The organism is Oscillibacter sp. ER4 (assembly GCF_000765235.1).
Taxonomy (GTDB): domain Bacteria; phylum Bacillota; class Clostridia; order Oscillospirales; family Oscillospiraceae; genus Hominicoprocola; species Hominicoprocola fusiformis.
Genome location: NZ_JPJG01000039.1, coordinates 1 through 10,954, shown reverse-complemented (window position 1 = coordinate 10,954; position 10,954 = coordinate 1). Strand labels below are relative to the sequence as shown.

General features: G+C 58.5%; 9 protein-coding genes and 1 pseudogene. 8 read left to right on the top strand and 2 right to left on the bottom strand.

Going from position 1 to position 10,954, the window contains the following annotated elements:
* Nucleotides 1–89 precede the first annotated feature (89 nt).
* Together NI20_RS0106765 and NI20_RS14130 are read right to left on the bottom strand one after the other, a co-directional pair.
* Nucleotides 90–182 (bottom strand): annotated as a pseudogene (locus NI20_RS0106765) (manganese catalase family protein); the annotation flags it as partial.
* The gene (locus NI20_RS14130) at nucleotides 182–631 is read right to left on the bottom strand and encodes a spore coat protein CotJB (protein ID WP_242842944.1); all 450 of its coding nucleotides are present in this window, start codon (nucleotides 629–631) and stop codon (nucleotides 182–184) included. The gene NI20_RS14130 and the pseudogene NI20_RS0106765, both read right to left, overlap by 1 nt.
* 163 nt (nucleotides 632–794) lie before the next feature.
* Here NI20_RS14130 and NI20_RS0106755 point away from each other — a divergent pair, with 163 nt between their 5' ends.
* The 8 genes from NI20_RS0106755 to NI20_RS0106720 all read left to right on the top strand — a co-directional run bounded on the left by NI20_RS0106755 (nucleotide 795) and on the right by NI20_RS0106720 (nucleotide 10,835).
* Nucleotides 795–1,502, top strand: a complete 708-nt coding sequence (locus NI20_RS0106755) for an N-acetylmuramoyl-L-alanine amidase (protein ID WP_052084484.1) — start codon at nucleotides 795–797, stop codon at nucleotides 1,500–1,502.
* A gap of 25 nt (nucleotides 1,503–1,527) precedes the next feature.
* On the top strand, nucleotides 1,528–2,895 hold the full coding sequence (gene radA, locus NI20_RS0106750) for a DNA repair protein RadA (RefSeq protein ID WP_033120651.1): 1,368 nt from the start codon (nucleotides 1,528–1,530) through the stop codon (nucleotides 2,893–2,895).
* 485 nt (nucleotides 2,896–3,380) lie between these two features.
* The gene (locus tag NI20_RS0106745; protein ID WP_033120650.1) at nucleotides 3,381–4,400 is read left to right on the top strand and encodes a tyrosine recombinase XerC; all 1,020 of its coding nucleotides are present in this window, start codon (nucleotides 3,381–3,383) and stop codon (nucleotides 4,398–4,400) included.
* A gap of 320 nt (nucleotides 4,401–4,720) precedes the next feature.
* Complete coding sequence (locus tag NI20_RS0106740; protein ID WP_052084483.1) at nucleotides 4,721–6,520, top strand: serine hydrolase; 1,800 nt, start codon at nucleotides 4,721–4,723, stop codon at nucleotides 6,518–6,520.
* Between the two features lie 186 nt (nucleotides 6,521–6,706).
* A complete protein-coding gene (locus NI20_RS0106735) occupies nucleotides 6,707–7,519 on the top strand; it encodes a transketolase (RefSeq protein WP_033120649.1) in 813 nt (270 codons plus the stop codon).
* A gap of 4 nt (nucleotides 7,520–7,523) precedes the next feature.
* Entirely contained in the window at nucleotides 7,524–8,456 is a 933-nt protein-coding gene (locus tag NI20_RS0106730; RefSeq protein ID WP_033120648.1) for a transketolase family protein, read from the top strand.
* Nucleotides 8,457–8,609: 153 nt separating this feature from the next.
* Entirely contained in the window at nucleotides 8,610–9,578 is a 969-nt protein-coding gene (gene fba / locus NI20_RS0106725; RefSeq protein WP_033120647.1) for a class II fructose-1,6-bisphosphate aldolase, read from the top strand.
* A gap of 18 nt (nucleotides 9,579–9,596) precedes the next feature.
* Nucleotides 9,597–10,835, top strand: coding sequence for a 6-phosphofructokinase (locus NI20_RS0106720; protein ID WP_033120646.1), 1,239 nt, complete (start codon nucleotides 9,597–9,599; stop codon nucleotides 10,833–10,835).
* Nucleotides 10,836–10,954 lie beyond the last annotated feature (119 nt).

The window sequence follows — 10,954 nt, the reverse complement described above, 5'->3', positions numbered from 1 at the left end:
AGGGCAAAGGCCCTGCCTTTTTTTGATGAGCGCGAGATATACGGTTCAATCGCAAATGGCTGGTACTATTATGGATAAATGAAATATCGGCCGCCGTACTGCGAGATGATCGCCGCGGCAAGCCGTGGATTCGGGTTCTTGATCTTGACGGGGTACTGTAACTTTTTCTCATATACAAACATTACTTTTCTCCCTCCAGATCCCACGGCCACGGATCATTCAGCCACTTGAAGCTGCCGGGCGTCACGTCCGTCTGCAAAATCGGGCCGTACTGCTTTTCATAGGCCTCGCGCCCCTCGCGGCCGAGCTTGATATACGACCAGTAGAGGTTCAGAACCTCGGTGTCCTCCGGGTGTGTGGTGAGATAAAGCCCCAGCTCGTCGATGGCAAAATCGAGCGCCATCAGCTCTGAGAGCGCCGTGTTGACGGCGGGGAACTTCGTCTTCATCTGCGCGTGAAAGGGTAGGTTCAGCCCCGGAAACAGCGTGCCGGCCTTGAGCGCGTCCTGTTGGGAATAGCGCTCGGGGTCGTTTTTCTGCACGGGGACATAGGGAAAAGCCAGCGGCGCGCAGCAGCCGTTCGGCAGTGTGCCCACGCCGGACTCGGCGCGCATGGCTCTGTTGTCGTCCAAAGAAGTCTCCTCCTTGCAAAGAAATCGGGCATCCGCCCACACCATCCTATGCAGCGGGAGAAAAAAGGGAAGCGGGGCTTTTCTTTTTGTTCAAAGTCCTGTATAATGAAAAGCACATAAGGCCGCGCCGCGGGGCATACATTGTTCCGGGGTGAGGGGTATTTTGTTTATCGTTTTCGGAAAAAAGGCGTTTTACGCCATATTCGCGCTGCTGCTCGTGCTGACGGCGGCGACCGTCAGCCTGCTTCTGCCGCCAGAGGCGGTGGAGACGAGCGTGTCGGCGCCGACAGGGAAGACCGTCTGGGTCATCGACGCGGGGCACGGTGGGGAGGACGGCGGGGCCGTCGCCGCCGACGGCAGCAAGGAAAGCGACATGAACCTCGCCATCGCGCGGCGGCTCGACGCGCTGCTCGTTTTTCTCGGCGAGGAGACGCGCATGACGCGCACAGAGGATATCTCCATCCACGATGCCAGTGCGTCCACGCTGCGGGAAAAGAAGCGCTCCGACCTCGAAAACCGCGTGGGACTGGTCAACAGCACGCAAGGCGCTATCCTTGTCAGCATCCACCAGAACAGTCTTCCGTCATCCAAGCAGACGCACGGTGCGCAGGTGTTTTACGGCAAAAAAGAGGGGAGTGCCGAGGTCGCGAATGCGGTGCAGCTCGCGCTGAATCAGACTGTCAACGCGGGCAATGAGAAGACAGAGAAGGCCATCGACGCGTCGATCTTCCTGATGAAAAACGTCACCGCGCCCGCGATCCTGATCGAGTGCGGATTTTTGAGCAATGAAAACGAAACGGCGCTTTTGAAAAGCAGTCAATACCAACAAAGATTGGCCGTTGTGATCGCGTCCGGTCTTTTACATCAGTAGCAGTAAAGCAAAAGAGGTTTACAATATGGCAAAGGCAAAAAGCGTTTTTTTCTGCACGGAGTGCGGCAACGAAACGCCCAAATGGGCGGGCCGCTGCCCGAGCTGCGGCGCATGGAACACGCTCGTGGAGCAGGCCGTCGGCGACGGTGCAAAGGCGAAAGCGGGCGGCCGCAGCCGCGCGCTGCGCGCCAAGGCGCACCCGATCTCAGAGCTCGACACGGCGCAGGAGATCCGTTTTCCCACAGGCATGGGCGAACTCGACCGCGTGCTCGGCGGGGGCGCTGTGCAGGGTTCGCTCGTGCTCGTCGGCGGCGCGCCGGGCATCGGCAAATCGACGCTGATGCTGCAGATCTGCGGAAAGCTGAGTGAAAACGCGAAAATTCTGTACGTTTCCGGCGAGGAATCGCCGCGCCAGCTCAAGCTGCGCGCCGACCGCCTCGGCGTGCAGTCGGACAACCTGTACGTGCTGTCTGAGACCTGCCTTGGCGACGTGCTGGAATCCGTCGAAGAGGAAAAGCCCGATGTGCTGATCGTCGACTCCATCCAGACGCTCTATCAGGACTCGCTCGAATCGCCCGCGGGCAGCGTGGCGCAGGTGCGGGCCTGCACGCTGGAGCTGATGCAGCTGGCCAAAGGGGAGGGCATCACCGTCTTTGTCATCGGGCACGTCAACAAAGAGGGTTCTATTGCGGGCCCGAAGGTTCTGGAGCACATGGTCGACTGCGTGCTGTATTTTGAGGGTGAGGCGCACATGAGCTATCGCATCCTGCGTGCGGCGAAAAACCGCTTCGGCGCGACGAACGAGATCGGCGTATTCGAGATGCGCAGCGAAGGCCTTGTCGAGGTGCCGAACCCGTCGGAAATGCTGCTCTCGGGCCGTCCAGACGACGCGCCCGGCACCTGCGTGACCTGCGTGATGGAGGGCCAGCGCCCGGTGCTGGCCGAGGTGCAGGCGCTGCTCGCGCCCGCGGCGCAGTCGGTCTCGCGGCGGACAAGCAACGGCTTTGACTACAACCGCGCCGCCATGTTGATGGCGGTGCTCGAAAAGCGCGGCGCGCTCAAGGTGTCCGGCTGTGACGCGTTCTTGAACGTCATCGGCGGATTGAGCGTGGACGAGCCCGCAGCAGACCTTGCCGCCGTGCTGGCGCTCGCGTCGAGTTATCTCGACAAGCCCATCGGCAATCACGTCGCCGCCATCGGCGAGGTCGGCCTGACCGGCGAGCTTCGCAGCGTGAACCATTTGAGCGAGCGGCTCAGCGAGGTGCACCGTCTGGGCTTTGAAACATGCATCATCCCGAAGCAGCGCAAGGATCAGATCCGCGCGCCGCAGGGGCTCGCGCTGATCGAAGCGTGCAACATCGCCGAAGCGCTGCGCGCCATCGTGCAGGTGTAAACGCCGGCGCGCTGACCGCAATGCAGCATCTACATAATAATATTGATAACATTGCAGCAAAACCGGCTGCGTGAAAACGCTGCCGGAACCAATAGCTATCATCCCACGATCCTGACAAAGGAGGTTTTTTGCCGCCAGCCACGCCAAAACGCTCATTTCCGCAAAAATACGCTTCCCCGCTCCCCTTTATTGAACAAAATTTTTATTTTGTTCAATAAAGTATGGACTTCAAAATGCCCCCTCTCCATCGGCCACTTTATTGAAAGCCGTCATACCGTCGATTAACGGCATGTGCGCTGTGCATCCGTTCGAACGATCAATCGCTGCGTAGCTGTGTATCACGCTTGAACCGCCGACAACGCTCACAGATCAGAGCTACCGAATTTTTTCCGGTATTTTGAAATCCAACACTTCGTAACTTCTCCGTATTTTTTCTTTCTGATTTAGATGAGCTGTTTCTGTGCCTGCACTGGCGCTCATTTACTATGAACGACTACCGCTTGGAATCGCCGCCGATCCTGCGTGATTTTTTATCCTATCACGAGACCATCAAAGCCCACTCGCAGAAAACAGTCGACGAATACTTTCTCGACCTGCGCAACTTTTTTCGCTATCTGAAGCAGTCGCGCGATCCGTCGCTGCGAGACCTCCCTTTGAGTGAAATTTCCATCATGGATGTCGATCTCGGCTTTGTGAAAAAAGTAACATTAACCGATATCTACGCCTACATGACCTATCTGAGCCGCGACCGCGTGCAGCATCAGAACAGTGACGTGTCTGACTACGGCCTGAACGCCGCGTCCAGAGCGCGAAAAATTGCGACGATTCGGTCTTTTTACAACTATTTGGTCAATAAAGCGCACCTTTTGGACACGAATCCCTGCAAGGACCTTGACTCCCCCAAGATCAAAAAGTCGCTGCCGAAGTACCTGACGCTCGACGAGAGCGTACAGCTTCTCCAGTCCGTCGACGGGCAGAACCGCGAGCGCGATTACTGCATTCTGACGATCTTTCTGAACTGCGGGCTGCGAATCTCCGAGCTTTGCGGCCTTGATCTGCAGGACATTCAGGACGACGCGCTGCGCGTGCTCGGCAAAGGCAACAAGGTGCGCATCGTCTACTTAAACGACGCCTGCAAGGATGCGCTCAAGCGTTATCTCGCCGTCCGCCGCCCCATCTCCGGCCGCGACCACAATGCCCTCTTTCTCTCGTCGCGCAACGAGCGCATCAGCCGCTCGAGCGTCCACGCGCTCGTCAAAAAGCACCTGAGCGCCGCGGGGCTCGACGCTTCAGAATACTCCTCGCACAAGCTGCGCCACACGGCGGCAACGCTCATGCTGCAAAATGGCGTGGACGTCAAAACCGTGCAGGAGGTGCTCGGGCATGAGCATCTGAACACGACGGAGATCTACACACACATTGATAACGACGCGCTGCGCGTGGCTGCAAAGGCAAATCCCTTGTCGCATGTGAAACTGCATAAAAACCGCCCGGACCGCGGGTGAGCTGCCATCAAATTTCAGTCTGCTTTTGACCAGATTTAACAATTTGTTAAAAAATGCCTTGACAGTCTTTGCCGCGCCTGTTATAGTTTATGCAACTAACCAAAAGCAGTATTATGCAGAATGTCCAACAGCATACGAAGAACTGCTTCAATTTGCCAGATCGGGCCCTCAGTCCCTTCCCAGCAGTTGAAAACCAGTGGTCACAGGACGGATTTTTCGCCGTTTCTGCTGCCGCTGGTTTTTTTGTTGCAGTTCTGCGCGGCTAGGCGATCGTTTCATGATGCGGCGGCGGTTAAATCTCACCAAAGGAGCTCCATACCATGAAAAAACGCGCTCTCTCCCTTCTTCTGTCCCTGACGCTGGTATTCAGCCTGCTGGCAGCGCCTGCGAAGGCTGCCGAATCGGCGACCAGAGCGGAAGCTGCGCAGGCGGTCTACACCCTCGCCGGCAAGCCGGCGGTGTCGGACGCCGACCGCAAGACGACCCTCACTGACGTTGCGGGTCTTGACGAATCCGACGCGCTCTATTGGGCCCGTGCAAACGGCCTGATGCTCGGCGTCGGTGAAAACCGCATGACACCGAACGCTTCACTGACCTGGCAGCAGCTCGTCACCGTGCTCTACCGCTACGCCAAAATCGCAAACCTGCCCCTGACCAACCGCGACGACGCGGCAGGCAAGAACGCCTCCAAGTGGGCCGACGATGCCGCCTCCTGGGCCTCTGCCTACGGCATCCTCCCCAAGGGCGCGAACCTGAACGCCAACGTTTCCAAGGCTGAGCTCAAGACCGCGGTCTCCGCGCTCTCTTCGCTTCCCAAGGACCACGTTGCCGCTGACCTCAACGCCATCCTGAACGACTCCGTCGCGCCCATCGCCAGCTTTGCCGTGATGGCCTACAGAGACGGTAAGCTCATCTATCAGCGCACCGGCGGCGACCGCTACATCGACGCCAACGATTCCTCCAAAAATCTCCCCCTCGAGCTGGACAGCCGCTACCGCACCGCTTCTATCTCCAAGGTGTTCGCCACGGTCGGAGCGATGCGCCTTGTCGAGCAGGGCAAGCTGGACCTCGATGAGGACGTCAGCACCTACCTCGGCTACAAGCTGCGCAACCCCAACTATCCCGACATCGCCATCACCACCAGAATGCTGCTTTCCCACACCTCCTCCCTGCGCGACGGCAGCCTCTACTCCATCCCGCCCGAGTACAGTCTGCGCGAGTTCTTCTTCCCCGACGGCAAATTCTGGCTTGACGGCGAGCACTTCGCCGACACCGAGGACGGCGTCGCCTGCAAGCCCGGCGAGTACTTCTGCTACTGCAACCTGAACTTTGCTCTGGTCGGCACGATCATCGAGCAGCTCAGCGGCCAGCGTTTCGATATCTACATGAAGCAGAACGTTCTTGAGCCCATGGGCATCAAGGCCAGCTACAACCCCGGCGACTTTGACGCCGAAGAGCTGGACAACATCGCCACGCTCTACCAGAAGATGAACAAGAACGTCTGGAATGTCAACGGTCCCTACATCGCCCAGATCGACGATTACCGCAACGGCGAAACAGCTGACCGCGATAAGGTCGTTGTCACCAACCCCGTGCTCCAGGCCGAAAACGGCGACCTCGTCGCTTCCGTCAAGGACTACAAGGTCGGCACCAACGGCTCTCTCTTCTCTCCCCAGGGCGGCCTGCGCGTCTCCCCGAACGAGATGAAGACCCTGATCGAAATGTTCCTCAACGATGGCAAGGTCAACGGCAAGCAGATCCTGACCAAGAAGTCTGTCGACGAGATGTTCACCCCCGTCTGGACCTACAACGACGAGACCAAGAACGGCCACACCAGCGGCCTGTTCTACTCCTACGGTCTGGGTATCCAGACTATGTCCAGCACGCACTATGACCGTCTGCTCAAAGACCGCGACGTCGTTCTCGCCGGTCACTTCGGCGAGGCCTACGGCCTGCTGGCCGGTATGTTCATGGATCGCAGCACCGGCACCGTGATCTACTATGCCATGACCGGTATGGGCTCTCCCGAGGATGAAAACTACGGCGAGTATTCCGGCATGTACAAGTGGGAAGAAAAGTTCTGCACCGCACTGCTCAACGACCTCTTCCCCGAGCTGTAAGAAGGTTTTTCCCCTCCCTTTGCAGCCTGTCCCGCAGATCAAGCGGGACAGGCTGCTTTCTTATACGCGTTGCTCCGGTTTCTTATACGCGTTGCTCCGGTTATAATTGACTTTCCATGGCGTATCCGATATACTGAATTATTAGTAAAATGCATTTGATCGCTCTATATTATAAGGAGGGTTTCCATGACGACTCAAGAGCTTTCCCCTATCTGCCGGCAGGTACGGCGTGACATCATCACGATGACCGCCAACGCCGGCAGCGGCCACCCCGGCGGTTCGCTGTCTGCGGTGGAGCTGATGACCAGCGTTTTCTTCAACCACATGCGCGTTGACCCGCAGAACCCGCACGATCCCAACCGTGATCGTTTCGTGCTCTCCAAGGGTCATGCCGCTCCCTGCTACTACGCAGTCCTCGCCGCCAAGGGCTTCATCTCCCGCGACGAGTACGCGAACTTCCGCCAGCTGCACTCCATTCTGCAAGGTCATCCCGACGCGAAGAAGGTCCCCGGCGTGGACGCTTCCACGGGTTCTCTCGGTCAGGGCGTGTCCATCGCTGTCGGCATGGCGCTCGGCGCCAAGCACCTCGGCAAGGACACGAAGGTCTTCGCCCTCGTCGGCGACGGCGAGAGCCAGGAGGGTCAGATCTGGGAGGCTTACATGGCCGCTGCACACTATAAACTCGACAATCTGACCGTCATCATCGACAACAATGGGCTCCAGATCGACGGCACGAACGACCAGGTCATGAGCCTTGGCGATCTGCCCGCCAAGCTCCGCGCGTTCGGCTTTGACCTCGTCGAGCTGCCCGACGGCAACGATCTCGACGCCGTCGAGGCCGCGCTCTCCAAGCCTACCATGCCCGGCAAGCCCAAGGCCATTCTTGCACACACCGTCAAGGGCAAGGGTGTTTCGTTCATGGAGAATCAGGTCGGCTGGCACGGCAAGGCCCCAAATGCCGAGCAGCGCGAGCAGGCTTTGAAGGAATTGGAGGACTAAGAACATGGCTGATAAAATTGCAACCCGTCAGGCTTACGGCGAAGCGCTGATCGAACTGGTCGAAAAGAACGATAAGGTCGTCGTGCTCGACGCCGACCTCGCCAACGCCACGCAGACCTGCAAGGTCGCCAAGGCGCACCCCGAAAAATTCTACAACTGCGGCATTGCCGAGGCCAACATGGTCGACATCGCCGCCGGTATGTCCACGATGGGCCTCATCCCCTACTGCTCTTCGTTTGCGATGTTTGCCGCCGGCCGCGCCTATGAGCAGATTCGCAACTCCATCGCCTATCCCCACTTCAATGTCAAAATCTGCGCGACCCATGCGGGCGTCAGCGTCGGCGAGGACGGCGGCAGCCACCAGTGCATCGAGGACATCGCCCTCATGCGCGTCATCCCCGGCATGACGGTCATCTGCCCCGCGGACGCCAACGAGGCCAAGGCCGCCACCATGGCGATCGCCGAGATGAACGGCCCGGTCTATATGCGCCTTGCGCGCCTCGCCACCCCCGTTTTCGAGGGCGACATGGTCAAGCCTTTTGAGATTGGCAAAGCAAACGTCCTGCGCGAGGGCAAGGATGTTGCGATCTTCGCGACCGGCCTCATGGTCAACGAGTCCCTGATGGCTGCCGAAGCGCTCGCAAGCGATGGCATCGACGCCGCCGTCATCAACATCCACACCATCAAGCCCATCGACGCTGCGTGCGTCACCGAATGGGCTGAAAAGTGCGGCAAGGTCATCACCGTCGAGGAGCACAGCGTCATCGGAGGTCTGGGCGACGCCGTGGCCGACGTCCTGATGGGTAAGGTCAACTGCAAGTTCCATAAGATCGGCGTGAACGACCGCTTCGGCCAGTCCGGCAAGGCGGCGGACGTGCTACGCGAGTATGGCCTGACAGCGGACCAGATTGCTGAGACGGTCAAAGTGAACATCTGAGCAAAGAAAGGAGACAAAGCGAATCGGTTTTGTCTCCTTTTTTTCAAAAATATCGCAAATCCTCTTGCAAAATCAAATTTCTGTGTTACAATACAATTAGTTCCAAACGTACCAAACATTTGAAATAACTTTTTTATCAAAGGAGAAGATATTATGCCGCTCGTAACATCTACTGAAATGTTCAAAAAAGCCTATGACGGCGGATACGCCATCGGCGCGTTCAACGTCAACAACATGGAGATCGTGCAGGGTATCACCGAGGCCTGCCAGGAAGAGCACGCGCCCGTGATCCTGCAGGTCAGCAAGGGCGCCCGCGCCTACGCGAACCACACCTACCTCGTCAAGCTCGTGGAAGCTGCTGTCGAGTGCTGCCCCGATATCCCCATCGTGCTGCACCTTGACCACGGCCCGGACTTCGAGACCTGCAAGTCCTGCATCGACGGCGGCTTCACCTCTGTCATGATCGACGCCTCCTCCAAGCCCTTTGCCGAAAATATCGAGATCACGAAGAAGGTTGTCGAGTACGCACATGACCACGGTGTCGTGGTCGAGGCCGAGCTCGGCACCCTCGCCGGTATCGAGGACGAGGTCAAGGTCGCCGCGCACGAGGCGTCCTACACCCATCCCGAAGAAGTCGAGGAATTCGTCTCCAAGACCGGCTGCGACTCCCTTGCCATCGCCATTGGTACCTCTCACGGCGCTTACAAGTTCAAGCCCGAGCAGTGCACCGTCAATGAGCAGGGCATCCTCGTCCCGCCCCCGCTGCGCTTCGATGTGCTGAAGGAAGTCTCCAAGCGTCTGCCCGGCTTCCCCATCGTGCTGCACGGCTCCTCCTCCGTCCCGCAGGAGTATGTCAAGATGATCAACGAGCACGGCGGCAAGATGCCCAACGCTATCGGCGTGCCCGAGGATCAGCTGCGCGAGGCCGCAAAGCTCTCCGTCTGCAAGATCAACATCGACTCCGACCTGCGCCTTGCCATGACCGGCACCGTGCGCGCCTTCCTCGATGAACATCCCGACAAGTTTGACCCGCGCGAGTATCTCAAGCCCGCCCGCACCAACATCAAGGAGCTCGTCCGCCACAAGCTCGTCGATGTGCTCGGCTGCGCCGGCAAGGCCTAAGCGATAAGGAGAACTGCTATGAGTGAATTGAAAGGCGCGTGCATCATCGGCCAGTCCGGCGGCCCGACCTCCGTCATCAACGCGAGCGCTTACGGCGTCATCCGCACGGCGCTCGATTCCGGCTGCATCACGAATGTCTACGGCGCAGAGCACGGTATCAAGGGCGTGCTCGAAGACCGCCTGTTCGACATGAGTCAGGAAGACCCGAAGGAGCTGGAGCTTCTCAAGTACACCCCTTCCTCCGCCCTCGGCTCCTGCCGCTACAAGATGAAGGACCCCGACGAGGACGACACCGATTATAAGCGCATCCTCGAGGTATTCAAAAAGCACGACGTCCGCTATTTCTTCTACAACGGCGGAAATGACTCGATGGATACCTGCAATAAGATCAGCAAGTACATGCAGAAGGTCGGCTACGAGTGCCGCGTCATGGGCGTGCCCAAGACGATCGACAACGACCTTTATGGCACCGACCACTGCCCCGGCTACGCCAGCGCCGCCAAGTACATTGCAACGAGCCTGATGGAGGTCTATCAGGACGCGCACGTCTACGACACGGGCATGATCTGCATTGTCGAGATCATGGGCCGCCACGCCGGTTGGCTGACCGCCGCCGCCGCGCTCGCGACGAAGTACGGCGCGGGTCCCGACCTCATCTACCTGCCCGAGACTGATTTCGACATGGATACCTTCCTTGCCGACGTCCAGCGCGTTTATAAGGAGACCGGCAGCTGCATGGTCGCCGTGTCCGAGGGCATTCATTATGCCGACGGTAGCTTCGTGTCCGAGGCCAAGACCAGCGCAACGGACGGCTTTGGCCACGCGCAGCTTGGCGGCCTCGCGGCGCTGCTGGCGAGCATCGTGAAGGAAAAGACCGGCGCGAAGGTGCGCGGCATCGAGCTGTCGCTGCTCCAGCGCTGCGGCGCACACCTGGCCTCCGAGACCGACATTGAAGAGGCCGTTATGGCCGGTCGTGCCGCGGTAGAAAACGCCGTCGCCGGCATCACCGACAAGATGGTCGCCTTTGAGCGTGAGACTGTGGACGGCCGCTACGTTTGCAAGACGAAGCTGCTGCCGCTCACCGAGGTCGCAAACTTCGAGAAGAAGATTCCCATCGAGTGGATCAACGACTCTCACAACGGCGTCAAGCAGGAGTTCATCGACTATGTCCTCCCCCTCATCCAGGGCGAGCCCAAGCTCCCGAAGGAGGACTCCCTCCCCCGTTTCGCCAAACTCAAAAAAGTGCTGGCCAAGTAAATTTTTCAGTAAAAAAGGAACCGATTCTGAACTGCACCCCATTTGTTAGACAGTATGATATACTATCTAAGAAGTGGGGTGTTTTGCTATGCCAAAAGGAGTACCAAACAAACGATATA